Origin of the sequence: Pontibacter vulgaris, from assembly GCF_022758145.1 — a bacterium.
Taxonomy (GTDB): Bacteria; Bacteroidota; Bacteroidia; order Cytophagales; family Hymenobacteraceae; genus Pontibacter; species Pontibacter vulgaris.
The window spans coordinates 1,041,941-1,066,562 of the sequence record NZ_JAJVDH010000003.1 but is presented as its reverse complement, the minus strand read 5'-3'; the positions used below and the strand labels follow the sequence as shown (position 1 = coordinate 1,066,562).

The 24,622-nt window shown below is 45.7% G+C and carries 22 protein-coding genes; 6 read left to right on the top strand and 16 right to left on the bottom strand.

The annotated features are described in order from the left end of the window. Positions 1 to 12: 12 nt before the first annotated feature. The 8 genes from LWP20_RS09880 to LWP20_RS09845 form a co-directional block, all read right to left on the bottom strand. Positions 13 to 1,191: a 3-dehydroquinate synthase gene (locus tag LWP20_RS09880; RefSeq protein ID WP_242927958.1), complete on the bottom strand. Its 1,179-nt coding sequence runs from the start codon at positions 1,189 to 1,191 to the stop codon at positions 13 to 15. A gap of 55 nt (positions 1,192 to 1,246) precedes the next feature. Continuing rightward, a complete protein-coding gene (eboC, locus tag LWP20_RS09875) occupies positions 1,247 to 2,149 on the bottom strand; it encodes a UbiA-like protein EboC (RefSeq protein WP_242927957.1) in 903 nt (300 codons plus the stop codon). Continuing rightward, complete coding sequence (locus LWP20_RS09870; RefSeq protein WP_242927956.1) at positions 2,146 to 3,087, bottom strand: TatD family hydrolase; 942 nt, start codon at positions 3,085 to 3,087, stop codon at positions 2,146 to 2,148. Before LWP20_RS09870 ends, eboC begins: the two co-directional genes overlap by 4 nt. A gap of 26 nt (positions 3,088 to 3,113) precedes the next feature. Next, entirely contained in the window at positions 3,114 to 4,013 is a 900-nt protein-coding gene (locus LWP20_RS09865) for an EboA domain-containing protein (protein WP_242927955.1), read from the bottom strand. A 937-nt stretch (positions 4,014 to 4,950) separates the two neighbouring features. After that, positions 4,951 to 5,514: a hypothetical protein gene (locus LWP20_RS09860; protein WP_242927954.1), complete on the bottom strand. Its 564-nt coding sequence runs from the start codon at positions 5,512 to 5,514 to the stop codon at positions 4,951 to 4,953. A 298-nt stretch (positions 5,515 to 5,812) separates the two neighbouring features. After that, entirely contained in the window at positions 5,813 to 6,706 is an 894-nt protein-coding gene (locus LWP20_RS09855; protein ID WP_242927953.1) for a S66 peptidase family protein, read from the bottom strand. Positions 6,707 to 6,824: 118 nt separating this feature from the next. Further along, positions 6,825 to 7,832, bottom strand: a complete 1,008-nt coding sequence (locus LWP20_RS09850) for a DUF1574 family protein (RefSeq protein WP_242927952.1) — start codon at positions 7,830 to 7,832, stop codon at positions 6,825 to 6,827. Positions 7,833 to 7,947: 115 nt separating this feature from the next. Continuing rightward, a complete protein-coding gene (locus LWP20_RS09845) occupies positions 7,948 to 8,340 on the bottom strand; it encodes a RidA family protein (protein ID WP_242927951.1) in 393 nt (130 codons plus the stop codon). Between the two features lie 133 nt (positions 8,341 to 8,473). Between LWP20_RS09845 and LWP20_RS09840 the strand changes: the two genes are divergently transcribed. After that, positions 8,474 to 9,454: a radical SAM protein gene (locus tag LWP20_RS09840; protein ID WP_242928036.1), complete on the top strand. Its 981-nt coding sequence runs from the start codon at positions 8,474 to 8,476 to the stop codon at positions 9,452 to 9,454. Positions 9,455 to 9,669: 215 nt separating this feature from the next. After that, complete coding sequence (locus LWP20_RS09835) at positions 9,670 to 10,188, top strand: gamma carbonic anhydrase family protein (RefSeq protein WP_242927950.1); 519 nt, start codon at positions 9,670 to 9,672, stop codon at positions 10,186 to 10,188. A gap of 6 nt (positions 10,189 to 10,194) precedes the next feature. On the opposite strand, the gene LWP20_RS09830 is transcribed toward LWP20_RS09835, so the two are convergent. The 3 genes from LWP20_RS09830 to LWP20_RS09820 form a co-directional block, all read right to left on the bottom strand. Then, a complete protein-coding gene (locus LWP20_RS09830; RefSeq protein WP_242927949.1) occupies positions 10,195 to 10,653 on the bottom strand; it encodes a hemerythrin domain-containing protein in 459 nt (152 codons plus the stop codon). 15 nt (positions 10,654 to 10,668) lie between these two features. Next, on the bottom strand, positions 10,669 to 11,982 hold the full coding sequence (locus LWP20_RS09825; RefSeq protein ID WP_242927948.1) for a hemolysin family protein: 1,314 nt from the start codon (positions 11,980 to 11,982) through the stop codon (positions 10,669 to 10,671). A 206-nt stretch (positions 11,983 to 12,188) separates the two neighbouring features. Then, entirely contained in the window at positions 12,189 to 12,500 is a 312-nt protein-coding gene (locus LWP20_RS09820; protein WP_242927947.1) for a hypothetical protein, read from the bottom strand. Between the two features lie 659 nt (positions 12,501 to 13,159). On the opposite strand from LWP20_RS09820, the gene LWP20_RS09815 reads away from it, so the two are divergent. Further along, positions 13,160 to 15,352 carry a protein-disulfide reductase DsbD family protein gene (locus LWP20_RS09815; RefSeq protein WP_242927946.1) on the top strand — a complete coding sequence of 731 codons (2,193 nt, stop codon included), beginning with the start codon at positions 13,160 to 13,162 and terminating at the stop codon, positions 15,350 to 15,352. A gap of 218 nt (positions 15,353 to 15,570) precedes the next feature. Here LWP20_RS09815 and LWP20_RS09810 read toward each other — a convergent pair whose 3' ends face one another. The 3 genes from LWP20_RS09810 to LWP20_RS09800 all read right to left on the bottom strand — a co-directional run bounded on the left by LWP20_RS09810 (position 15,571) and on the right by LWP20_RS09800 (position 17,395). Next, positions 15,571 to 16,179 carry a superoxide dismutase gene (locus LWP20_RS09810; RefSeq protein WP_242927945.1) on the bottom strand — a complete coding sequence of 203 codons (609 nt, stop codon included), beginning with the start codon at positions 16,177 to 16,179 and terminating at the stop codon, positions 15,571 to 15,573. 87 nt (positions 16,180 to 16,266) lie between these two features. Further along, a complete protein-coding gene (locus LWP20_RS09805; protein ID WP_242927944.1) occupies positions 16,267 to 16,716 on the bottom strand; it encodes a nucleoside deaminase in 450 nt (149 codons plus the stop codon). Between the two features lie 124 nt (positions 16,717 to 16,840). Beyond that, positions 16,841 to 17,395, bottom strand: coding sequence for a hypothetical protein (locus LWP20_RS09800; RefSeq protein WP_242927943.1), 555 nt, complete (start codon positions 17,393 to 17,395; stop codon positions 16,841 to 16,843). Positions 17,396 to 17,622: 227 nt separating this feature from the next. On the opposite strand from LWP20_RS09800, the gene LWP20_RS09795 reads away from it, so the two are divergent. Together LWP20_RS09795 and LWP20_RS09790 are read left to right on the top strand one after the other, a co-directional pair. After that, positions 17,623 to 18,063 carry a hypothetical protein gene (locus LWP20_RS09795; protein WP_242927942.1) on the top strand — a complete coding sequence of 147 codons (441 nt, stop codon included), beginning with the start codon at positions 17,623 to 17,625 and terminating at the stop codon, positions 18,061 to 18,063. An 804-nt stretch (positions 18,064 to 18,867) separates the two neighbouring features. Next, the gene (locus tag LWP20_RS09790) at positions 18,868 to 19,263 is read left to right on the top strand and encodes a GtrA family protein (protein ID WP_242927941.1); all 396 of its coding nucleotides are present in this window, start codon (positions 18,868 to 18,870) and stop codon (positions 19,261 to 19,263) included. 5 nt (positions 19,264 to 19,268) lie between these two features. Here the strand turns inward: LWP20_RS09790 and LWP20_RS09785 are convergent, their stop codons facing one another. Continuing rightward, the gene (locus LWP20_RS09785; RefSeq protein ID WP_242927940.1) at positions 19,269 to 20,903 is read right to left on the bottom strand and encodes a glycosyltransferase family 39 protein; all 1,635 of its coding nucleotides are present in this window, start codon (positions 20,901 to 20,903) and stop codon (positions 19,269 to 19,271) included. A gap of 319 nt (positions 20,904 to 21,222) precedes the next feature. Here LWP20_RS09785 and aspS point away from each other — a divergent pair, with 319 nt between their 5' ends. Further along, positions 21,223 to 22,980, top strand: coding sequence for an aspartate--tRNA ligase (aspS, locus tag LWP20_RS09780; RefSeq protein ID WP_242927939.1), 1,758 nt, complete (start codon positions 21,223 to 21,225; stop codon positions 22,978 to 22,980). Positions 22,981 to 23,224: 244 nt separating this feature from the next. Here aspS and LWP20_RS09775 read toward each other — a convergent pair whose 3' ends face one another. Beyond that, positions 23,225 to 24,607 (bottom strand): NADH-quinone oxidoreductase subunit N, encoded by a 1,383-nt coding sequence (locus LWP20_RS09775; RefSeq protein ID WP_242927938.1) that lies wholly within the window; start codon positions 24,605 to 24,607, stop codon positions 23,225 to 23,227. Between the last annotated feature and the right edge of the window lie 15 nt (positions 24,608 to 24,622).

Genomic DNA, 24,622 nt, shown 5'->3' with positions numbered 1-24,622 from the left:
TATGAATGCCAGTTACACATGCAGCCTCAGGCGTTTATGTTGCCACTGCTGCAGTAGCTGCACCGCCTGGGTCATCAGATGTTCGTTTACCTGGTGTACTTCAATGCCTTTACCTATTTTACTGAGCAGCATGATGGTCAGCTCACCCCCCAAGTGCTCTCTGAATTCGGTAAGGCCTTTCAAGATCCGGAGTTTATTATCTTCTGATTCCATAGACAGTTCCGGTACGTAAAGCTCAAAGCTCAGGTCAGATAACAAGTTCAGTATATCCTCCCGCTCCGCCGGGCTAAGCATGCCAACCAGCATAGCATAGGTAGTATCCAGAGCGATGCCGATGGCTACCGCTTCGCCGTGCCGCAGCCTGTAATTGGTAAGCTGTTCCAGTTTATGAGCGCCCCAGTGGCCAAAATCCAAGGGGCGGGAAGAGCCGGTTTCGAAGGGGTCGCGGCCCCCGATGTGCTCCACATGCATCTCGGCGCAACGATAGATCAATTCCTGCATCGCCTCCATGTTACGGTTTACCAGCCTGAAGGCATCCTGTTTGATTCGTTGATAAAAAGCAGCGTCTTTTATCAGGGCTACCTTGATCGCTTCTGAAATGCCGGAGCGCCAGTCCCTTTCTTCGAGGGTAAGCAGAAAATCGCTGTCATTGATAACGGCAAACGGCGGAGCAAACGTGCCCAGGAAGTTCTTTTTATGGAAAGCGTTGATGCCGTTCTTCACGCCTACGCCCGAGTCATTTTGCGAAAGCACGGTGGTCGGGATGCGGATGTGGCGGATGCCCCGGTGCGCGATGGCCGCAGCAAAACCAGCCAGGTCCAGCAGGGCGCCACCACCGATGGCAATCAAATAGGAATGACGGCAAATGCCATGCAGGTTGACAGCCTCCAGCAGCTTGTTCAGCAGGGCAGGGTTATTCTTGGCTTCCTCTCCGCCCGGTATGATCAGTGGCGCTGTAACGGACCAAAGCACATCTTTATACTTGCTTGTAAATGCTGCGATTTCCTCTGTAAGGTGTGGGTGTGCAGCGGCTACGCCACTATCAATTACAAACAGCGCCTTGCGCGGCCCTGATCGGCCATCCTGCTGCAGCACATCCGCCAGCATGTTATTTTCCGGCTTAAAAAGGCCCTGGGTAAAACTGACGCTATATGTAAACTGTACTTCAAATTTCTGTCGAATTGTTTTCATACCTATAGGGGTGAAAGGCCTTGGAATTTACCACCAGCCAAATCTTATACTTCCATCACGTCACGGCAAAGCTCCTGGCTAAATAAACAGAGAGGGGCAGCAACAACAGCACAAAGAGGCCATATTGCCAGCCGGCAAAACCAGCAGCTATACTTGCATTCATTACGATTAGCGCCAGTACGCCTGCTTTCACTGCTTTAATGATGAGGCTCGGTTCACGGGCAGGCATGGCTTTGAGGAGCGGCGGAAAGATCAGGTAAACAAACAGCAGCAAAAAAGGAACACTGTAAAGCACGTTGAACTGCGGCAATAAGGTCAGGCTGATGATGCCCGTTATGACCAGTGCATACAGTAGCACGGCCCCTTTGAGGGCAGCGGTGTTGCCCCCGTGTACTTCCCCGCGGCTCACCATGGTAATGGCCGAAATGTACACCACCGGTATCAGGGCCAGGTACCAGTATTGCTCCACTGCTGCCGGCACCGCGCTGATGCCAAGCAACAGGTTGCCTCCCCGGCATGTACCCATGTTAATCGGGCCAATTACTGGATGATGTTTCCCTTTCCAGTCGTATAACAAGGCGCAGAAAGCTATCGCACAGGCAATGCCAGCACTGAGCAGCGATACCTGCCAGGCTGCCAGAACGCCACCTGCCAGCAGTAGAACACCAAGCACGGAAGCTCCGGTTATACTTGCACTGCCACTTGGAATAGGCCTTTCGGGGCGCTCCACGCGGTCGAGGTCTGCATCAAACACATCGTTAAAAACTACACCACCGCCGTAAAGACCTATCGTTGCAAGTATGAGCCAGAACAGCGGCTGCAGGTCTGCAAAGGTAAAAGTGTTATTGGCCAGCGACAGCAGTGCACCGGATGCGGCAAAGCCCAGCAGGATATCGGCAACAGCCGTTATGATGTTGGCAGGACGCATCAGCCGGATATAGGCTCCCACACGTGTCATCGTACCAGGTTGTCTGCCGGTTTTTCTGTTGCGGACATGTTTCTGACAAACGGCGTTTGCCCGCCCCGCAGCACGGAGTTATCAGAGAACTTTGCCGTCTGGTCTACCTGCATCGCATCCAGCCAGTCAGTTTCTTTCATCTGGCCGCTCTGCCCGAAGGCATCTAGTGCATTCTGGTAGCAGACCATACGAACGGCCTCTTCCGGAATGCCACGTTCCAGCATCAGGGAAGCAGTCTTGGGCACTGATAGCGGGTCGCTTACGCCCCAATCAGCAGAGCTGTTCACGATGATGCGCTCTGTGCCATACTGCTTCACAATCTCTACCATCCGCTCGTTACCCATTTTGGAGTTCGGATAGATGGTAAAAGCAGCCCAAAAGCCTCTATCTAGCACATCGCGCACGGTTTCCTCGTTGTTATGGTCCACGATCACCATTCCAGGTGCTATGCCATGTTCCTGGCAAACATCCATACTTCGGATGGTGCCGGATTTTTTGTCGCGGTGCGGGGTATGGATCTGTACCGGCATGTTTACCTCCCTGGCCAGGTCCAGCTGCAGGCGGAAGTATTTGTCTTCGGCTGCCGTCTGGTCGTCGTAGCCTATCTCGCCGACACCTACCACGCCTTCTTTGCATACAAAAAGCGGTAGCAGCTCCATTACCTGTTTGGCCAGCGCTTCGTTGTTGGCCTCTTTGGAGTTAAGGCCGATGGTGCAGTAGTGTTTGATACCGAACTGGCTGGCCCGGAAACGTTCCCAACCTACCAGGCTGCTGTAGTAATCCTTGAAAGAGCCTACTTCGGTACGGGGCTGGCCCAGCCAGAAAGCCGGCTCTATGATAGCGACAATTCCGGCATTGCGCATCCGTTCATAATCATCCGTGGTTCTGGAGGTCATGTGAATGTGCGGGTCGATGAACATCATGTTGTTTGAAAGCATATCGGTAAGGATGAAAGGTGAAATTTTTAAGCAAAAGCCAGGTTCCTGTTCCCGATGAGGTCCCAGGTCAGTTCTCCCGATTCAATTTTATGTTTCAGGAGTGGGTGTGCCTCCAGCATTTCCTGTGCGGGTACATAGCTGCTGCTGAAGCAGGCCAGCGCGGCTGCCTCCTGCTGTATCTCGTCGGGATGGTTGAATACCCGCTCGATATCTTTCAGGATAATTTCGTCGATAAACGGGCCTACCGGACGCCAGAGCTCTGGTGTTACGGTACGTCCGGCTGCCCAGCGCTCGTGGGCATAATCAGAAAGAATGCGGGCAAGGCGCAGATTGCTGCGTTCCTCCAGCCCATAAATGCGGTAAAGGGGCTTGCCAACGAACACTGTCTTGAGCACCAGCTGGTTCCAGGGGCCTTCCTCCAGGTAACCGGCAGGGTAGGGGTTTTCTAGTGCGATGGCATCAAACACAGTGCCCATGTTCGTTCTGACGCCTTCTGCGGCCCGTAACCGGAATGCTTCCGGGTAGGGCAACAGTGGCAGGCTAGCGTACAAAGCCGCCAGTTCTCCCAAATCAGCTGCACTAAACAGTTTGTTTATACTTTCCAGAAAAGCCTTTTCCTCGTTGTGAGGCAGGGAGAGAAGCAGTAAAACTCTTGCTGCCTGATCGGCCGTCCAGTTACCGGGGTTAAAGCCTTTGCGCAGCCTGTTTGCCTCCTGACGGTGTTCTTTGGTTAACGCAAGTTTTGTTTTCCCGACAAATCGTGGTGCTGCACTGAAGGCCAGTTGCAACGCTTTGTCAGGGCTCGGAGTGTTTATTTTTTCCATCTTTTTCGTGAGCCATTGCAAACCTTCCGGGGAAGTCGCTTGCTCCAGAAGTTCTGTCAGAAAGCTGCACGTCTGTTGTATATCGGCCTGGGAAACAGTCATGTCAAAAAAGTATAAGTTTATTTCAAATCTTTTCCGGATTGAGGTTATGGATTGCTCTAACTATGCTTTGTACCTGTACAGTGTCGCTATTATGCCGCTTTAGCACATAGTCTATGATGTGTAGGTACAGCACTTTATATAGTTACCAATCAAAATATCAGGTCGTATTGGATACGCCGGTACAGATTTATAAGTTTTAAAGTTATAAATATTATTTAAAAAATATAATTTAAGAATAAATATACGTTTGTACTGATAGTTGGTGAGTAGCCAGGTTATTGCTAGCATGTAGCATAAGACGTGCTTTTAATTTGATGGATCCGATTTGGGAGCAGCAGTTAAACCGGCAGGGAATAGCTGGACTAAGTATGGCAACCTAGCAGCACCCGGTCAAAAAATTGCATTTTATTATTAATTCAGTTCTTAGGAGGTGCTGATCAGGGAGTGGGTATTTCTTTAAATAATCCGATTAATTTTTACGCATGGCTGACGCTGCAATGCTGTACCTTATTAGGTATTGCCTCAATCGTAAGTCATTCAGGCAGGAATTATACTTGCCACTGGATGGCTGCGAAGAAAATTTAACGAAGTAATTTTTTCAACTTCCCCCCTTAATAGTTTCCCCTTCTTGTGTACTCCACATCATTCACATGGTATTTATAATCTACCTTTTTTATTAATTAACCACTTCTGGAAAGCTCTGTGATTTTGCCTACAGTATATCGGGTTTTATAAGCAAGCTCATAAGTTTGGCTATATGATTGATAGAAAATGTACCCAAATAACATGCAGAGGAGTACCACTCCACCATACTTGTCCACTTTACTCCAGTCCATTTTTGAGAGCATTCTATTATAAACTTCATTGCCGTTAACGGATTTGTGCAGCCGAAGCCTGAGGCGTAGCAAAGGTTAAGGCTGAACTGGGTTGGGTGACGTTATTTTTGGTTGTATTTTTCTTTTTTGTTATAGAGATTTTTGGGAGGATTTGCGGTAATAACGACCGTAACAGCTCTTCCATTTATATTGTAACTGTTAATTAATTCCTCGCTTTCAATTATCCTGATTTCTTTCAGTAGATCAGGTGTTATACTTGCCAAATCACCAGCGTAGTTTTCTGTCAACGCTTTGCCGTTCAGGACATACTGGAAGTTGTCATCTCCCCCTTCTGCCTCAAGTCTGCTCTTATATTCACTGCTTGCTTCTTTTAGCACTTTCTGGTACTTCTCCTTAGCATATGCTTTGGTTTCAATCTCAACGGCTCCGTCTTTGGCTTTGTCCCCGTATCGGCTTGTGGCGTCCTTACCATAGTAAGCGGTCAGTGAGGCGACATCTTCCGCTTCCATTGTTTGCATTGCAGATTTATCAGATGCTTGCCCGTCTATAATGAAGTGTGGATTGGGTCCAAGTTTATTGGCGGCTTCAACAGGTGTCATTCTCTGGGCAGATTTGCAGCCAAGTAATGTAGTAGCAAGTGCAACAACAAGTATATATTTTTTCATTTCATAATTTTAATGACACCCAACTACTGTGAAGCAGGAGTACCTACTCCCACTTTCTGCACTATATACATAGTTGATTCCACTGTATTTCTACAATCAAACAGTTGAATGCGATAAGATGGCTAACAAGATAGCGGGAAATATAATATCTAATGTAGGGTGATTGTAATTTGGTTCTTGCCAGTAGCTGGTATATTTTATACTTCAGCGATATTAAACCATTAAGATCTGATAGAGAAAGTATAGTTAAAGTATAAATGTGTCTTCTCTTTAAGAATGTTGCAAATTTCAATGCCTGTTAACAATACACCAAACTGCTGCCGTTCTCACTTACTGCAAGCTTTGCTTCTCTGCCGCATACTACAGCCAGGTTATGCGCTTCGTGGCCAACCGGGAAATTGTAGCAAACAGGATAATTATACTTGCCGGTGTGTTCGGCTATGATCTCGTAGGCATCTTTACCAAAGGGGATAGCGTTGTCGTGCATGTCGCTCATGTGGCCTACAATTAAGCCGGCCAGCTGGCTGAGTTTGCCGCTGCGGTCCAGGTGCACCATCATGCGGTCTATGTGGTATAGGTATTCGTCCAGGTCTTCCAGAAACAGTATTTTGCCGCGTGTATCAATATCGGAGCGGGTGCCGGTAAGCGTGTGCAACATAGAGAGGTTACCACCTACCAGCTGGCCCTGTGCTGTGCCGGTGCGGTTAAAGGCATGGGCTGGCGCATTGTATTGCGGCTCTTCGCCAAACAGCAACTGGCGCATACTTTCAATGGCTTCGGCGGTGCCTTCCTTAGAAAAAAGCACAGGCATGGTAGCATGTATGGTTTCGACGCCCAGGTTATGGATATGGCTGTGCAGTGTGGTTACATCACTAAAGCCCACAAGCCATTTGGGGTTCTTTTTAAATCCTGAAAAATCTACCTGGTCTATGATACGGGTTGTGCCGTAACCGCCGCGCGCGCAAACAATGGCTTTTATACCTGGGTCGTCCAGCATCTGCTGAAAATCCTGGAGGCGGAGGGCATCGTCGCCGGCAAACTGATTGTAACTGGCTCCAATGGTTTGCCCCAGCACTACGTAAAGGCCCCAACTCTCAAATGTCTGGATGGCAGCTTCAAGTTCCTGTAAACTTACTTTTCGGGCTGTAGAAAGTATGGCTATTTTGTCGCCGCGGCGCAACGGTTGTATCATGATCCGGAATTAATTTGACGTAAGGCGAAGGTATGCGTTTTAGCTGAAATTTTCGCACCCGCCTGTTGCGGCAAATATAGAAAGTATAGCGCCGGTTTATAATTTCGATTGGATTTTCTTATTGATCAAAATCATCGTTGGCAGCCAGTTTGGGCGCTGCTACCTGTATATACCCTAGTTTCTGTAAGTCACGGATAAAGGTTGTATTAAATTTCTGAACACCTTCTTGGGTCAGGTGGTGTTTGTCGTAAAAGTCGTGCAGTGACGAAAGTTTCAGGTCGGTACGGGTGTTATAATCCAGTAATACAATGCCATTGGCCGCAGCTAACTTATGTATACTTTCCGAGAACTGTTTATAGTTGGCTACTGTGTTCTTATACTCTTTTGTTACCGGCGTCAGTACAAATATCATCTGCGCTCCCTGTTCTTCTGCCAGGCTAATGATCTTTTGCAGGTACCTGAGTTGCATATCGCTAGGCTCTACATTAACCGGCTCGGCCATTCGTAAATCATCAAGGTGCTGGTTGCTGGTTTTAAGCGATGCGGCATAGCCCCGGCCTGTGTAAACGGCGGTTTTTATGGTTTTCTGTTTTTCGTGGGTTAGCGGCGTATGCAGCCTTTTGGCCATCGCATATAACAGGCTGTTGGTAACCATCAGCTCGTTATTTAAGGCAGTCATGGAAATAGTATTGGCGCTAACCGGCATGTTAGAAACCAGGTCTATACTTGATTCTACGCCATCTCCGGCCATAATATCCCAGTAAAGGTCCATAACAATATACTTTGCCTTTATATTGGGCAGGTGCTCTTTAAGCACAAAGTAGGAATTGAAAGGCGTTTGCAGAGGAGAGCCCAGGTTAAAGCTCCGGATGCCCTGCTGGTCAAAAATACGCGGGTCGAAACCACGGTATACATGCGAAGAGCCTACAAACAAAAAATCAACTTGCTTTACCTGCTGTACTTCGCGCATGCGCAGCAACGAGAAACCAACTCCTCCGGTAGTGGAGCGAATGTTGGGTAAGGGGCCTTCCTGACTAATTACCGACAGGCAAACAATAGCACCAAAGTATAAAACAGGCAGGGTTAACGTAAATAGCAGTGCCTTCAGCGCAAATTTCTTTATCATGATCTAAGCTAATTCGGGGTAAGCCATGCGGAATTGTTAAACAGGCAGGCTGTGCAAAATTTATAGATATAGATACTTAAATATGAGCGTGAGGTTGCTGCTAAAAGTAGATTTTTTATACTTGATCCGTGAGTATGGCAGTGGCTTCAATTTCTACCAATAAGTCGGGGTGGATGAGCGCCTGTACTTCTACCATGGTGGTAGCAGGTTTTATACTTTTAAAGAATTCGCCGTGCGCTTTGCCTGCTTCTTCCCAACGGCTGATATCGGTTACGAACATTCGGGTGCGCACTACATCCTGTAAAGTGGCACCGACCTGTTGCAAGGCATGTTCAATTTTTTGCAGGCTATACTTTGCCTGTTCGTAAACGCTGCCTTTACCTGTTATTTGAGAACCGTTAGTAGCGGTGGTGCCGGCTACTTCAATTATGTTGCCTACTCTTACTGCGCGGCTGTAGCCCACCTTATCTTCCCATACGGCACCCGACGAAATGTTTTGTCTGTTCATAGTTTTAAAGTATAAATTAGCCCCAAATGCTGAATTATAGTTTAAGTATAAATAAAGAGTTATTGTAAAGGTTAAGATATAAAGCTTCCGCCTTCATTCATAATTCCTAATTTTGGATTCACAACTCAGAACCATGCGCCTGACCTCGAAACCGGTACTTTGCAATTACTACGTTACCTACCGCTGTAACGCCAGGTGCTCGTTCTGTGATATCTGGGAAAAACCATCGCCTTATATTAAGACAGAGGATGTGGCCCGCAACCTGCGCGATCTTAAAAAGTTGGGTGTGCAGGTAATTGACTTTACCGGAGGCGAGCCGCTGCTGCACCGCGAGATTGATGTGTTCCTGAAAATGGCGCACGACATGGGTTTTATCACCACGCTTACCACTAACGGCCTGCTATATCCAAAGCTGGCTGAACGGTTAAAGGGCAAAGTAGATATGCTGCATTTTTCGCTTGACTCGGCTAAAAAAGATGTGCACGACAAAGGCCGCGGCGTGGCCTGCTACGATTTTGTAATGGAGTCGGTAAAAGTTGCGAAAGAGCTTGGCGAGCGGCCTGATATTTTGTTTACGGTGTTCAGGCACAACCTGCATGAGCTGGAAGAGGTGTACCAGACCATAACTCAGCCCAACAAGCTCATGCTTATACTTAATCCTGCCTTTGAGTATAATGCAGTGGAGACCGGCGAACAGCTAACAAAGGAAGAACTGGAGTACCTATCGGCGTTTGGAAGGCGCAAAGGCGTGTACCTGAACGAAGGTTTTATAGAGTTGCGCCGCGATGGAGGCAACCACATAAATGCTCCTGTCTGTAAAGCTGCCAGCACTACGCTGGTAATCTCTCCGGAGAACGAACTGGTTTTACCTTGCTACCATCTGGGCGCGCAGAGCTTCCCGATAAATGGTAACCTGCAGGCTCTTTATACTTCACAGGCCGTAGAAGATCTGAAAAAACAGGAGGGAAGATTGCCTGCCTGCGAAGGCTGCACGATTAATTGTTACATGCAACCCAGCTTTGCCGTAGAAATAAACAAGTACTTCTGGAAAGCCCTGCCCAGCACGCTAAAGTATAACCTGCACAAAGGCACCTGGAAGAGGTTAATTAATTGATGATTGTTAATTGGTTTTCTGTATGAATAAGCTCTTTCGGACTTCCCAGTCCGAAAGCCAGCTGCCGGGGATTTCCTGATCCCCGTATTATCATTTATGCGGATAACACATCCAGTTTTGCAGACAACAACAATTAAGCAATCCGGACTACGCAATTAAAACTCTAACTTTGTCTGGTTAGCAATTAATCAATTTAGCAATCAACAATTAAAGATATGCCAGTTATACTTCCTGTAAAAGGTGTAAAACCCCAGATGGGCGAAGATTGTTTTATAGCCGAAAACGCCACTATTGTGGGCGATGTGGTAATGGGCAACGAGTGTTCTGTGTGGTTTAATGCTGTAATCCGGGGCGATGTGAATGCCATACGCATAGGTAATAAGACCAACATACAGGATGGCGCAGTTATACATTGTACTTACCAGAAAGCCGCCACTACTATAGGCAACAATGTGTCTATCGGCCATAACGCTATAGTACATGGCTGCACCGTGCACGACAATGTGCTGATAGGTATGGGCGCAATTGTAATGGATAACGCTGTAGTACAGCAAAATTGTATAGTAGCAGCCGGTGCTATCGTACTCGAAAATACAGTCTGCGAATCGGGGTGGATTTATGCGGGCATTCCGGGTAAAAAGGTAAAGCAGCTAAGCCAGGAGCAGATTAACGGGCTGGATAAAGTGGCAAATAATTATGTGATGTATAGCGGCTGGTTTACGGGCAAAGAGTAAGTATAACTAGTGCAGGTGCTGTTCTATCTGCAGTTTCAATTCCTGTAGTTTTTCATCCGGGAGCTCCTGTTGTAGCAACTCGAAGAAGATGCGTTCTTCCTTGCGTATGTGCTGCTCCAGGAGCTTTCCTGTTTCATGCAGTTTATCGGCAAGTATAGATTCGTCAGTAAGGCTTAGTAAATCGTTTATGAGCTTTTCCAGCTGCCGATGCTCCGTTTCTAATACATCAGCTTGTACTTTCAGCTCTTCTGAAACAGTGCGGGCAAGTATGAATATGGTTTTCTCTTCTACAGCGAAATGAGGCTCTAGCTCACTTTTTAAAAAGCGTAGTACATAGTCGCGTTTGCCAGCCAGCGTGGTAGGCATGCCTTTATAAGCCGGGGCATCTTTCTGCAGCAGCCTCGCCGTCAGTAACCCGTTGTGGTGCTGGCGCGATACCGGGGCAAGGCTTTCGTGGCGTTTCATGCAGGCAGCAAATAATTAAGAGATCTCGTCGCGGAATTCTTCTTTCACTTTAAAAAGCACCCATTCTACGCGGCGATCCGCTTTTTCAAGCACCCGGATATCGTATTGGTTAAAACTGGCTACTTCGTTCAGGTTTTCCGGGATTTGTCCGTATACCATGGTTATCAAACCGCCTACTGTTTCATAGTCTTCGCCTTCAGGCAGCGAGTAAGGCAGGAAATCGTTTGCATCGGAGATTGGGGCGGCACCATTCACCTTATACTCAAAATCGTTCAGGCGCTCTACAATCGGTGCTTCTTCATCATACTCATCCTGTATTTCACCTACGAGCTCTTCTATAATATCTTCCATGGTTACAATACCCGATACGCCACCAAACTCATCGGTAACTACGGCAATGTGCATGTGGCGGCGCTGAAACTGCTGTAGCAAACGGTTTATCTTCTGAGTTTCCGGCACAAAGTAGGCCTGGCGCATCAGCGTTTCAATGTTAATCGGTTCGCCGAGGCGCATAACAGTAAGCAGGTCTTTCACATACAGCACACCTACTACATTATCAATCGAGCCTCTGTAAACCGGTAGCCTGGAGTATCCTTCGGTATGGATAAGTTGCATCAGCTCTTCTTCCGGAATTTCCACGTCAATGGCTACCATGCGGGTACGCGGCACCATGATCTGTTTTACCATGCGCTCACTAAACTGGAATACATTATCCAGCAATTCCTGCTGCGATTCTTTAATTGCTCCGCTCTCGGCGCTTTGCTCAAACAGCAGGCGCAGTTCTTCGGCAGAATGTACTTCTGAGCCGTGCATCGGTCGTATTCCCATCCAGCGCAGGACTGTGCTGGCAAAGCCATTCAGTACCCAGATAAAAGGCCTGAAGGTGATATAGAAAAAGCGCATAGGCAGCGCTACCGCCAATGTTGTAGCTTCTGAGCGCTGAATAGCAAGAGATTTTGGAGCAAGCTCGCCGAACACAATATGCAGCACCGTAATAATGGCAAACGATATTGGCAGGGCAATGCTATGGGCAAGCACGGCGTTTCCTTTAAAGCCAAAGAAAACCATGGTGTTAATAACGATCTCTGATACTACGCTTTCGCCTATCCAACCCAGGCCTAGCGAGGCAAGTGTGATTCCCAATTGGGTGGCAGACAGGTAAGCATCCAGGTGGGTGAGCATGTGCTGGGCCATTTTTGCCATGGTATGGCCGGTTTGTGCCCGCAGCTCTATCTGCGACGAACGTACCTTTACAATAGCAAACTCAGCAGCAACAAAAAAACCATTTAACAACACGAGTAAAATGGTAATTATAATGTTTAGGATCATAGTTTTTAGCAGGCTGTGGCAGCGGCAGGCGTTTTCTGTTTTACGCCAAAAGTATGTATAGCCGCAAGTATAGTGCGTCCAGCTTATTATATTTCATACAAAGTACGCAACTACCACCGAAATGGCAAAACCATGAAGTATAAATAGCTTATAATAACGAAAAGGTGCCGGGTGGCACCTTTTCGTTCTCGGATACTTTCTGTAAATCAGGAGTGAAAACCAACTGCAGATGCCTCGGCGGTGTTAAACAGCTCGCGGGCATTTTCCTGTGAAAGGCGGCTCAAGAAAATTCCTTTTGCCTCTTCCTCAGAGATCAACTTATAGGTGTTTACAGAAAAAGTATCTTGGAAGGGATTGCAAAATGAGTAGATGTACTCATCTGAAAACGTCTTATACACTACATGAAAGTTATGCTTCTCATCGCGGATAAGCTTGATAGCTTTAAACAAGCCGTCAAATTCTTTTCCGCACTCGGTCTTTAAAGCTAACTCCTGAGTCGTATACAAGTTGTCCTCCATTATCTTTATTTAACTATGTAAAGTTATATTTTTTCTGTAATAGATATACAAATTAAGACCTTCAAAAATTCCGGTAATGACCTTATAAATAGTGTTTGTTCGTGAACATCTGAATTTTAAGGGTGTATTGGTAAAAGTTGAAAGCGAATGCAAAAGGTAATTGTAACACATTGATTAGTATGGAGTTGTTATACGAGACATATAATTTTTAGTATATATAAATATGGTATTATTTTATTATTAATTTGTAAAATTGTGCTTTTATGTTGTGCGTTTGAAAAAGGGAGTCAGCCGAAATGCCAGTTGTTCGTATTCAGAAAATGCGTGGCAAGGGTATAAACAGGTTTATGAGCAAATTACATAAATCATGACCTTCGTAATTGCTCCCTTATTTTTGCACTGATTTATTTTAAAATCACATTTGAGAATGCTGCTTATTAAGGTGGTTTTAAATAAACTTACAACCGATATGGCATTTATAGTTTTTTATACCGTGCAGCATGGAGTTTTAACAGCGGTTCTCTTGTTGTCTGTCATGTAAAGCTGGTATAGTAGCAAACAGAGAGAAACTGTAAAATAAAAAACTATACTTTTGTAAAGCATTTAAACCGGCATTTTCGCAGAGTGCTGTTGGAATACATATTAAGTATATACACCCGATGAATAAACACATAAACATGAAACAGGTAGCGCTCGCATTGTTGCTATTTATAGTTGCGGTGGCAGCGCAGGCACAGGTGCTGAAACCAGCTTCCTGGAGCTATGATGTTTCTAAAAAGCAGGTAGCAGTAGGCGAGGAGGTAGAACTGATTTTCAATGTTCGCATAGATAAAGACTGGTACCTGTACTCTTCTGATTTTGACCCTGAACTGGGTCCGATGGTAACGGAGTTTAAATTTGCTAAACACCCTTCTTATGAGCTGGTAGGCAAAATTAAGCCTGTAAAACCAAAGAAAAAGTATGATGAGCTGTGGGGCGGCGAGTATACTTACTTTGTAGGCACCGCTCAGTTCCGGCAAAAGGTGAAAGTGCTGCAGCCAACCCTGCTGGTAAAAGGCACTTACGAGTACCAGGTTTGTACTGATATCGATGGCAAATGTATTCCGTTCGACGATGATTTTTCATTCACCAATAACCAGATACAGGTAACTGCTGCTACGGCTGCACCGGCTTCATCCCAGACTTCTACGCAGCAGCAACAAACCCTGCAAACCACGCCACAACTACCTACTACTTCAGCCGCTGCTGCAACCACTTCAGATACAACAGCACCGCTTGTGCAGGATAGCGCATCATCAGCTACCGCACAAGTTACCGATACTGTTACTAAGCCGGAAACTGTTGTAACTCCTGCCTTGCCTGCTGCTGAACCGGTTGCCGAGGGCAGTGGCTTGTGGGCCTTTATGTTGCTGGCTTTTGGTTCTGGCCTGGTGGCTTTGCTTACGCCTTGCGTTTTTCCGATGGTGCCCATGACCGTCAGTTTCTTTACCGGGAGCAGCAAAAACCGTAGCCAGGCTATCTTAAAAGCTTTGGTTTATGGTGTGTCCATTATCGCGATTTATACTATAGCAGGTACGATAGTTGCTAAATTATTCGGTGCAGATGGTGCAAACTTCATCAGTACCCACTGGCTGCCAAACCTGCTTTTCTTTGCCATTTTCCTTCTATTTGCCATGTCATTCTTTGGCATGTTCGAGATAACATTGCCAAGTTCTTGGCTTACTAAAGTAGATGCCCAGGCTGACAAAGGCGGCTGGATAGGTGTATTCTTTATGGCATTTACACTGGCTTTGGTTTCTTTCTCATGCACCGGCCCTATTGTAGGAAGTATACTGGTGGCATCGGCTGGTGGCGAAACCATACGCCCTGTAGTAGGGATGTTTGGTTTTTCGCTTGCCTTTGCGTTGCCATTTACCTTGTTTGCTATTTTTCCGTCGTGGTTGAGCGGCCTGCCTAAGTCTGGTGGCTGGTTAAACTCTGTAAAGGTGGTGCTGGGCTTTATAGAGTTGGCGCTGGCGCTTAAATTCCTCAGCGTAGCCGACCAGGTATATCACTGGGGTATACTTGACCGTGAAGTATACTTAGCGTTGTGGATCATTATCTTTACTTTAATGGGCTTTTACCTGCTGGGCAAGCTTAAGTTTTCACACGATTCTGACCTTAATTTTATAAGTGTACCTCGCCTGTTCCTGGCTATAGCTACGTTTGCTTTTGTGATTTACCTGGTGCCGGGCATGTTTGGTGCTCCATTAAAGGCCCTGTCTGGTTACCTGCCACCACAAAGTACCCACGACTTCGATCTGAACGCAATTGTACGCCAGAGCGGAGGCGGTACTGCAACTGTTGCCACTAACCAGCTCTGCGAACAACCCAAGTACGCCGATTTCCTGCACCTGCCGCATGGCCTGCAAGGTTACTTCGACCTGGAGCAAGCCAAGAAGTGCGCTGCCGAACAAGGCAAACCGATCTTTATAGATTTTACCGGCCACGGTTGCGTAAACTGCCGCGAGATGGAAGCCAACGTTTGGTCTGACCCGGAAGTGCTGAAGCGCCTGCGTGAGAACTATGTAATTGCTGCATTGTATGTTGATGATAAAACCGAACTGCCACAGAATGAATGGTATACATCGAAGCAGGATGGCAAAGAGAAAAAGACACTTGGTAAAAAGTATGCCGATTACCAGATCACGAAGTTTAACGTAAACGCCCAGCCATACTATGTGCTGATGGATGAGAACGAAAACGTACTGGTAAAGCCAATTGCTTACGACCTGAGTGTTGAGAATTTTGTGAAGTTCCTGGATGAAGGCGTAGCAACTTATAAAGCCAAACAGCAAGTAGCCCAGAAGTAAGTATCACTAAAGTATAAAGTATAAATCCCCTGCCGTAGTTGTTGCTATAGCAGGGGATTTATACTTTACAGCAGGGTTGTGTAAGCTCCATAGTTCAAGCACATCCCTTGAAAAAATAGCCTGTAAAAAAAAAGCCCCATCGTAATGATAGGGCTTTTCTTTTATCAAGGATACAAGAAATCTATAATCTTGTGTCTGATATCTAATATCTGAAAGAATTACTTTGCTTCGTTAAAGCGGCGAGTTACTTCTTCCCAGTTTACCAAGTTCCAGAAAGCGTTGATGTAATCCGGGCGACGGTTCTGGTAGTGCAGGTAATAAGCGTGCTCCCAAACATCCAGGCCAAGTATAGGTTGGCCACCGCAGCCTTCTGCAAAGCTCATCAGGGTGTTATCCTGGTTAGGAGTTGAGCAAATTTCCAGCTTGCCATCTTTTACGCAAAGCCAGGCCCAGCCTGAGCCGAAACGTGTAGCAGCAACATTGTTGAACTTCTCTTTAAACTGATCGAATGAGCCGAAAGAAGCATTAATTGCATCAGCCAGCTCGCCAGATGGCTGGCCGCCACCGTTCGGAGAAAGGATTGTCCAGAACAGGTTGTGGTTGTAGAAACCACCACCGTTGTTACGAACCGGTTTATTATCTTCTTTCACACTGCGCATGATTTCTTCAATGCTCATGTTCTCCATCTCAGTACCGGCAATAGCCTTGTTCAGGTTATCAGTATAAGCCTGGTGGTGTTTTGTATGGTGGATCTCCATGGTGCGTGCATCTATGTGCGGCTCCAGTGCGTCGTAGGCATAAGGTAGTTTCGGTAGTTCGAAAGCCATAGTTTTATAGAATTTTATATGTGAAAAATAGCATGCGTACAGATTTTAGGTGTACGTATGCCTTCGAAAACTTAGTTTCAAATATAGCTAATTTCTTTTACGTGCAAAGAAGGAAGCCATCAGTTCGGCGCACTCGGCAGCCAGTATGCCGCTTGCCATTTCTGTTTTAGGATGGAGTAAATTGCCCGCTTTGCGATAGCCGCGTTTGGGTTCTGCAGTGCCAAAAACCACTCGCTTTAGTTGTGCCCAATAGCTTGCGCCGGCGCACATAATGCAGGGTTCTACGGTAACATACAGGGTACAATCAGAGAGGTACTTGTTGCCCAGGTAGTTGGCAGCGGCAGTAAGTGCCAGCATTTCGGCATGGGCCGTTACGTCGTTTAGTTTTTCAGTCTGGTTATAAGCTTTGGCAATAATCCGGTTGTTGCAAACCACCACAGCACCTATCGGAATTTCGCCTTCTTCAAAAGCATACTGTGCCTGCCGGTAAGCCTCCTGCATAAAATACTCGTCGCTGTAAAGAGATAAAAATTCCATAGGTGATTGGTTAATTAGTAAGCTGTGATCGAAGCCTGATCTATATACTCAGGCTTACTGCAAAAGTATAAAAATAAAAAAAGCCCCTCCCGAAAAGGAGAGGCTTTGAAAGCGAAAGTATACGTTACTTTAATTTTACAGATTCCATGATCTCACGGGCTGGTGCCTGCCAATCATTTTTCATAGCAAAAGGTACATGCAGTGTAAATATCAGCAGTTGGTTGCCTTTTATAGTATACTCGATAATGCTGTATTTCTGAACAGGGGCCAGGTTACTTGCTCCGCGCTCATCGGCCAGGGTAGATACGAACTCAAAAACTATAAAATCCTGCCCTTTTACCTGCTTTACTTCCTGCCGGATAAAATCAACTTTGGTAAATCTCTCTACCAGGTTTGCCTTGTAAAACTCACGCAGCATAGGCAGGTCGGTTGCCTGGAAGCGGGTTTGCTTCTGGGTAACGCTGAAATCGATCTGGCCACTTGGGCTGGAATAAACTGCTAACGGTTTTGTTGTAGCCGGGTACTTCCGGGCGATGCCTTCATCGGGTAGAGGAGAGAAATCGCGTGGCAGCATTACGCTGATCTCTTTGGTAATGTCTACTTTTTTAAGCTTGGTAGAGGCAAATGCCGCTCCTGCCAATAGGATAACTGCTAATAGGGCTATAAATCGCATGTTCATGGGTTAGTGATAGACAAAGCTATAAAATCTTATAAACTATATATTCTTTTGGTGCTGCCAGCTTCGTTACAATTTCTTTGCCAAAAGCATATTTAGCTGCCTTTGTTTCTGTATCGTGTTGAAAATCTACTGGTTACTGTTTTTCGTTAAATAAAGTAACAAAATCAGGAGCCAAATAGTGCCCCTATACTTATAAGCTGCTTATAAACCATTTAAAGTATAAAACTATGTTAGAAAACATCATCAATAGCGTAAAAGGCCAGTTAACCGGCGACTTGCAAAGTAAATTCAACCTGAACCCTGATCAGGCAAACCGCTCTGTAGACCTGGCAAAGGATACCATGACCGATGGATTGAAGAAAGAAGCAGGCAGTGGCGACTTCGGCGGTATTATGAACATGCTGAAAGGTAACCAAGCTGGGATCCATCCTGCTGTAAACAGTATGACCCAAAATTACATACAATCTCTTTCCGCAAAGTTAGGTATACCAGTAGGCGTAGCCACGCAAATAGGTCCTTATGTAATGCAGTTCCTGATGAGTAAGTTATCCGGCAAAGTTAATTCCGGCGAGGTGGGCCAATCTGACCTGATGAGTATGCTGGGCGGCGGACTGAAGGAAAAGTTGCCAGGTGGCCTGGGCGATAAGTTAGGCGGTATGTTTAAGTAGTAACAGGTATAAAATGTAGCTAAAGCAAGTATAAAAACAAAGAAGCCATACCCAACAGGTATGGCTTCTTTTAATAATGTTGTAGATATATTTGGTGCGGAAGGCATCTTACTTACATCTCACCTTAAACAAGATATGCCTATAATTACCGGCTTTTGAGGCGCGGCAATGTCTTTGTATTATCATCTGTCAGTATATGGTAAGGGCTATACCGTTTTATCATATACTATAAATCCGATCTACTTACTCCCAGGCAAGAACAGCTGTGTTTACCCAATCGTTCAACGCAGCTATCTTTATATGCTCAGATCCCGATCCTGGGTTAAATTATACTTCCGGTCAGGCAGTTTTTGTAGGAGTTATCAGTTGCTATCTTAAAGTCTGATATTCTCGAACCAATTCGTTGCTCTATGCTATAATAGGGCCTTATTTTGGCACAAAGATACGGCATAAATCGATTGAATTGATATAGGCAACCAACCGAAAGGCAACTTTTTTGACATATTGTTGCAAATAGCTTCTAAGTAGTTATTAATCAATATAATTCATAGTTTTATTTTGTAGCAGCTTAATTGTTTGTTTCTGTTGAATTAAATCATTCAAATAGCGCCATCAAAATAAACTATACCAACGTGCCTGATTTGTCGACAAAGGATGCCTATTGGCCTGACTGGGTTTATGTGGAAGGAAGGGTGGACGTTTAAGCATGTATAGGATTGCCTGGCGGTGAGAATTTCAATTAAAGGGCAACTATAACCTTGCTTTCTCTCGTTTGTAGAAACCACCAGTAAAAACCAGCGGTTAATGTCAGAGAGCATAGCGAGTTTAAGTATAAAGTTTCTTAAGTTCGGGCTGGTTGGCTTGAGTGGGCTTGCTATTGATTTCGGACTAACCTACCTGGCAAAAGAGAAGCTACGCTGGAACAAGTATGTAGCGAACAGCCTGGGTTTTATAGTTGCCTGCACCTCTAATTACATCCTTAACCGCACCTGGACATTTCAGAATTACGACACCGCTGTAGTGCAGCAATACCTGAAGTTTGTAACGGTATCGGTGGTTGGGCTCGGGCTAAGTAATTTGCTGGTATACCTGCTGCACGACCGGCTTGGTCTTAATTTTTATGTTGCCAAACTGATCGCCATTGGTTTAGTCATGCTTTGGAATTTTTCGGCTAATTACCTTTTCACATTTAAAGTATAGCCTGGCTATTTTTTGCCGATGCGGTAAATCTGTACGCTTTCATCTTTGTGCACACCCGGGTTCAGGCGTTGCAATACCTGGTCGTAAAGCGATGGTTTTATACTTGTTTCTAAAGTTAGAGCAGGGTATAACTTACGGAGCCTTGCAAGTCGTTGCTCGAGGTTTTTATTGCCAGCCATTACCACGTATGTTGGCTTCCGTTTCATTTGCGCTATTTGCTGTTGTAATTTCGCCAGCGTTGTGTTTTCATCTAAAGTATACACCATAATAAAGTTGTGAGGCAGTGGCTGGCCATTTTTATACTTTGCCCAGGCCTGGTAATTATCATCCTGATACTCCTGGTAAGTAGCGCTCATGTGGCCCAGGTAAAACAGGGGCGGATTTTTTACACCACCTTCTCCGGTTTCAAGAACTATGGCCTCAACATTTTCTTTATCTGAAAGATACACCAACGGTGCAACGCGGCTCTTTTTTGAATAGGTTAAACTCAGGCCAATGGCGGCGGCTATGTTTAAAACCCAGAAAAACCGCCAGCTATAAGCAAGCCAGCGCCTGTGTTTTAGCCAGAAAGGGCTGTGTTGCACATAACTTTGCCAGCCTGTTACACCAAGTATAACTATAAGTGGTAAAAGCGGAAAAATAAACCGTTCCTGTTTGTTCGGGAAGAGCGAATGCACCACAAAAAACAGCAGACCTGCCCAGAAAAGCATGGGTGCGAGCCTGCGAGTACGGGCATAACCCATCAACAGAAAAACGCTTATAGGCGGCACTAAAAAACCCAGAACAGTAAGTAAAAACCTGTAAGCCGGACCAGTATTAAAGCCATAGGCATTTTCGGCGTTGTAAAAAAAGTAAGTAATAATTGAGTGAAAAGGGTAATCGAAGAAGATAATATCTATAGTTCCCTGAATCAGGAAAGCAACAAGTATAAACCCGAAGCTAAGCCAAGCAAGTTGCGCCCACTGCCTGCGGTAGAGCAATACAAAACCTGCGCCGGCTACAAACAGTGCCGTATGGTAACGCAGCACAAAGGCAAGCGCAAACAGGGCACCGGGTAGCAGCCATTTCCAATTATTCAGCGCCTGCTTTTCATACTTCAGCATCAGGTAAAAAGCTGCCAGGTACGGCGGAATGCAAACCATTTCTACCAGGTTGCGCACGCTCATAAAGGGCATAAACCAAATCAATGCCAGCATCAGGCCTGCCAGTCGGGCATTTGTTTTTGAGCTGAGCAATTCTGTAATCTTATATCCAAAGTATACTATTAACAATGAATAAAAAGCATGCAGCAATCGAATAACCAGCATTTTAGTATCCGGGCTATTTATACCTGCCGCTTCCAAAGTATAAAATATAAAGTAATGCAGGCCGGTATAAAACATACTGTGGCGGGGCGGCATATCGGTGTTTAGCCAGTAGGGTAGGTCGTAGAGCCAGTTCTGGGCAATCTTTATCACATCAAAATGATCGTCGCTGAAGGCATAACCTTTGGAAAAAACTGCAGCCAGCAACCGGATGGCAAGCGCTATAGTAAGTATAACACCCAAAGGCATAGGTTTTACCTCAGCAGGCTGTGCCGGATGCGCTGATATTTGTTGCCGGTGTTGGTTATAGTTTACTTCAGACTGAGGCTGTTGCATTGGCTTAAAGTATGGTTTAGGAATATACTTATACCTGGTAAAGCACGGATACTTAACGCAGTACCTGATTGGTTGGTTAAACCACGCGGCTTTTCAGTTTTGAAACAACTTCATCAATTACAGTAGCAGGAAGTATAAATTACGACGTTTATAGTGCCTTCCTAGGTTAATAGCTGCTTATAAAGTATAAATTCCTGACTGCAAACAGTAGATACTTTCTGGTAAATCATCCATAAAACCCTGTTAACTGACCTTTGTTTTCCAAGCATCGTAGAAAAACTATCATTACTTTTGCTCTATCAAAACTATAAACGATACTATGCTCCGATCTCATACTTGTGGCGAACTACGAATAGATAATGTAGGCGAAGAAGTTATACTTACCGGCTGGGTACAGCGCCAGCGCGATAAAGGTGGTATGCTCTGGATAGACCTGCGCGACCGCTATGGCATTACGCAGCTAAGCTTCGAAGAAGGTTTAACACCAGAAGCTTTACTGAACCAGGCACGCAGCCTGGGCCGTGAATACGTGATAAGAGTGGTTGGTAAAGTAATTGAGCGCGAATCTAAAAACGATAAAATACCAACCGGAGCGATAGAGCTAAAGGTGACGAAACTGGAAGTGCTGAATGCTGCCAAGTTACCGCCTTTCATGATAGAGGACGAAACCGATGGCGGCGACGACCTGCGCATGAAGTACCGCTACCTGGACCTGCGCCGTACACCTGTGCGCCGCAACCTGGAGCTGCGTCACCGTGTGATGCGTGAAACCCGCAATTACCTGGATAATCTTTACTTTATTGAAGTAGAAACCCCGGTCCTTATAAAATCTACGCCGGAAGGCGCCCGTGATTTTGTGGTGCCAAGCCGCATGAACCCGGGTGAGTTTTACGCGCTGCCACAATCGCCGCAAACGTTTAAGCAGCTGCTGATGGTTTCTGGTTTTGATAAATATTACCAGATTGTAAAATGCTTCCGCGACGAGGACCTGCGTGCCGACCGCCAGCCGGAATTTACCCAGATTGACTGCGAGCTTTCTTTTGTAACGCAGGAAGATATCCTGAACACATTTGAAGGTTTGGTAAAACACCTTTTCTCTACAGTTAAGGGCGTGCATATTAATAAATTACCGCGTATGACCTACGCGGATGCCATGAAGTATTATGGTTCGGATAAGCCTGATACGCGCTTTGAAATGCGTTTTGTAGAGCTTAACCCACTGGTGAAACACAAAGGCTTCAAAGTTTTTGACGATGCCGAGCTGGTTGTAGGTATAAACGCAACTGGTGCAGCCCACTATACGCGTAAGCAACTCGATGAACTTACTGATTTTGTAAAACGCCCGCAGGTTGGCGCAACAGGTCTGGTATACGCCCGTGTTGGCGATGATGGCTCTGTTAAATCATCTGTAGATAAATTCTATACGCCGGAAGACCTTGCTGCCTGGGCAACTGCTTTCAATGCCAAGCCTGGCGACCTGTTGCTTATACTTGCTGGTGCTAAAGATAAAACCCGCAAAGCCCTGAACGAGCTTCGCCTGGAAATGGGTGAGCGCCTTGGCCTGCGTGATAAGAATGTTTTCTCTCCGCTTTGGGTTGTTGATTTCCCGTTGCTGGAGTGGGACGAAGACTCTCAGCGCTACCATGCCATGCACCATCCGTTCACATCGCCTAAGCCGGAAGATATCGAACTTATAGACGATACGCCTGGCGAGATCCGTGCCAATGCCTACGATATGGTAATTAATGGCGTGGAAGTGGGTGGCGGTTCTATCCGTATCCACGATCGCAGGTTGCAGGAGCAGATGTTTAAACTACTTGGTTTCTCAAAAGCAGAGGCTGAAGCTCAGTTTGGCTTCCTGCTGAATGCATTTGAATATGGTGCACCTCCTCACGGTGGCATCGCTTTTGGTTTCGACAGATTGTGCTCCCTGTTTGGTGGCTCCGATTCTATCCGCGATTACATTGCATTCCCTAAAAACAATTCAGGCCGCGATGTAATGATAGACGCACCTTCTCCGATTGCCGATGCGCAATTAGAAGAGCTGCATATCAAGCTAAAGAATCTCCCTCACTAGAAGGAAAGTATATAATTAAACAGAAACGCCTGCCGCAAGTATAAATGTGGCAGGCGTTTCTGTTTATGGCATTTTCTACAGGGCCAAGGTCTTATCCTTGAGTTGTGCACAAGCAGATAGTTGTTTAATTAAAGATGAGTTTCAGCTTTCTAATTTATACTTGAAACTACATACTTATAACCTAGCCGGCAAAACAAAAGGCTGCTTTGTTCGGGCAGCCTTTTATTTTAAAAGCAGATAGAATCTACAGTATATCGCTTACCAGAGCTGGAACTATACCCAGAAGTATAGTTAGTATGGTTATGAATATCAAAGTGAAAGAAGTGAAGCTGTTTACTCCAACCTTTTCCTGGTTTTCTGCCGGGCGCATATACATGGCTATAACTACTTTAAAGTAGTAGTAAATACCAACTGCAGCCAGTAACACTGCAATAACTACAAGCCACATCAGGTTTGCATCTTCTAATACCGAAGCAAATACAAAAAACTTAGCAAAGAAGCCGGCAGTTAGCGGAATACCTGCTAAAGACATCATTGATACGGTCATTGCAAAAGCTAAAAGCGGGTTGGTTCTTCCCAAGCCATTGAAGGCTTCAAATGTCTCATCCTTGCGTTGGTCTGCTACTAACTTTAGTACCCCAAAGGCAGCTATAGTTGCTGTAGAGTAGGCCAGCGAGTAAAAGAAGATAGATGAATCAGAACGCTCGTTAAACGCGATCAGCGACATTAGCAGGTAGCCAGCGTGCGAGATACTGGAGTATGCCAGCATACGTTTTACATTCTTCTGAACTACAGCTCCAATGTTACCTACTACTAAAGTAAGTACTGTAATTGCAATTAGTGTCGGGAACCAGGTAGTATAAGATGCTGCAAAAGCAGATGCCATTAACTTATAAAATGCCGCGACACCTGCCGTTTTTACTATAGTAGACATGTACGAAGTAAACAGCGTTGGAGTACCCTGGTATACATCCGGTGTCCAGAAGTGGAAAGGAGCAGCAGAAATTTTAAACGAAATACCGATAATGGTTACTAAAAGGCCAAGCACGAACATGGTGTTTGTAACACCGTCAGCCGATACCTGTGCAGCACCAATTTCCGTGATGTTGAAAGAACCTGTTGCGCCGTAGATCATTACCATACCGAATAAAAGCACACCGGTAAAGAAAGAACCCATCAGGAAGTACTTTAAAGCTGCCTCGTTAGAACGAAGGCTCTTCTTGTCGCTGCCTGCCAGTACATACATGCTGATTGAAAGGATCTCGATGCCTACAAAAAGCATGATCAGGTTTTCGTAGCTTACCATCATGACAGCACCTACCAGCGAGAATAATAGCAGCGAGTAGTATTCTGCCAGGTTTTCATCTTTTGTATCGATGTAGCGCTGTGAGAATGGGATAAGCAGCAAGGTGGAAAGTACCATAATGCCTGTAAATGCCACCGCATAATTATCGATGGTGAGCATGTTGTTAAAATAGCTCTGCGTATCGTTCCAGTTAAACAAGTTGGCACCAAACACCACTGCCAGGAAGAGCAGCGCCAGCGGCAACAATATTCTGTTCGACTTCAGGAAACCTACAAAGAGGTTAATAATCCCGAAAACAGATAGAAGTATAATCGAAGTCATGTCGTCTTATTTCCT

What these genes read in the sequence shown, in the direction of transcription:
- LWP20_RS09815 (WP_242927946.1), top strand. Translation starts at nt 13,160, where the DNA reads ATGAATAAACACATAAACATGAAACAGGTAGCGCTCGCATTGTTGCTA.
- LWP20_RS09870 (WP_242927956.1), bottom strand. Translation starts at nt 3,087, where the DNA reads ATGCTTTCAAACAACATGATGTTCATCGACCCGCACATTCACATGACC.
- LWP20_RS09850 (WP_242927952.1), bottom strand. Translation starts at nt 7,832, where the DNA reads ATGATAAAGAAATTTGCGCTGAAGGCACTGCTATTTACGTTAACCCTG.
- LWP20_RS09855 (WP_242927953.1), bottom strand. Translation starts at nt 6,706, where the DNA reads ATGATACAACCGTTGCGCCGCGGCGACAAAATAGCCATACTTTCTACA.
- LWP20_RS09825 (WP_242927948.1), bottom strand. Translation starts at nt 11,982, where the DNA reads ATGATCCTAAACATTATAATTACCATTTTACTCGTGTTGTTAAATGGT.
- LWP20_RS09845 (WP_242927951.1), bottom strand. Translation starts at nt 8,340, where the DNA reads ATGAACAGACAAAACATTTCGTCGGGTGCCGTATGGGAAGATAAGGTG.
- LWP20_RS09880 (WP_242927958.1), bottom strand. Translation starts at nt 1,191, where the DNA reads ATGAAAACAATTCGACAGAAATTTGAAGTACAGTTTACATATAGCGTC.
- LWP20_RS09820 (WP_242927947.1), bottom strand. Translation starts at nt 12,500, where the DNA reads ATGGAGGACAACTTGTATACGACTCAGGAGTTAGCTTTAAAGACCGAG.
- LWP20_RS09860 (WP_242927954.1), bottom strand. Translation starts at nt 5,514, where the DNA reads ATGAAAAAATATATACTTGTTGTTGCACTTGCTACTACATTACTTGGC.
- LWP20_RS09865 (WP_242927955.1), bottom strand. Translation starts at nt 4,013, where the DNA reads ATGACTGTTTCCCAGGCCGATATACAACAGACGTGCAGCTTTCTGACA.
- LWP20_RS09795 (WP_242927942.1), top strand. Translation starts at nt 17,623, where the DNA reads ATGTTAGAAAACATCATCAATAGCGTAAAAGGCCAGTTAACCGGCGAC.
- LWP20_RS09800 (WP_242927943.1), bottom strand. Translation starts at nt 17,395, where the DNA reads ATGAACATGCGATTTATAGCCCTATTAGCAGTTATCCTATTGGCAGGA.
- LWP20_RS09805 (WP_242927944.1), bottom strand. Translation starts at nt 16,716, where the DNA reads ATGGAATTTTTATCTCTTTACAGCGACGAGTATTTTATGCAGGAGGCT.
- LWP20_RS09810 (WP_242927945.1), bottom strand. Translation starts at nt 16,179, where the DNA reads ATGGCTTTCGAACTACCGAAACTACCTTATGCCTACGACGCACTGGAG.
- LWP20_RS09790 (WP_242927941.1), top strand. Translation starts at nt 18,868, where the DNA reads ATGTCAGAGAGCATAGCGAGTTTAAGTATAAAGTTTCTTAAGTTCGGG.
- LWP20_RS09830 (WP_242927949.1), bottom strand. Translation starts at nt 10,653, where the DNA reads ATGAAACGCCACGAAAGCCTTGCCCCGGTATCGCGCCAGCACCACAAC.
- LWP20_RS09785 (WP_242927940.1), bottom strand. Translation starts at nt 20,903, where the DNA reads ATGCAACAGCCTCAGTCTGAAGTAAACTATAACCAACACCGGCAACAA.
- LWP20_RS09775 (WP_242927938.1), bottom strand. Translation starts at nt 24,607, where the DNA reads ATGACTTCGATTATACTTCTATCTGTTTTCGGGATTATTAACCTCTTT.
- eboC (WP_242927957.1), bottom strand. Translation starts at nt 2,149, where the DNA reads ATGACACGTGTGGGAGCCTATATCCGGCTGATGCGTCCTGCCAACATC.
- LWP20_RS09840 (WP_242928036.1), top strand. Translation starts at nt 8,474, where the DNA reads ATGCGCCTGACCTCGAAACCGGTACTTTGCAATTACTACGTTACCTAC.
- LWP20_RS09835 (WP_242927950.1), top strand. Translation starts at nt 9,670, where the DNA reads ATGCCAGTTATACTTCCTGTAAAAGGTGTAAAACCCCAGATGGGCGAA.
- aspS (WP_242927939.1), top strand. Translation starts at nt 21,223, where the DNA reads ATGCTCCGATCTCATACTTGTGGCGAACTACGAATAGATAATGTAGGC.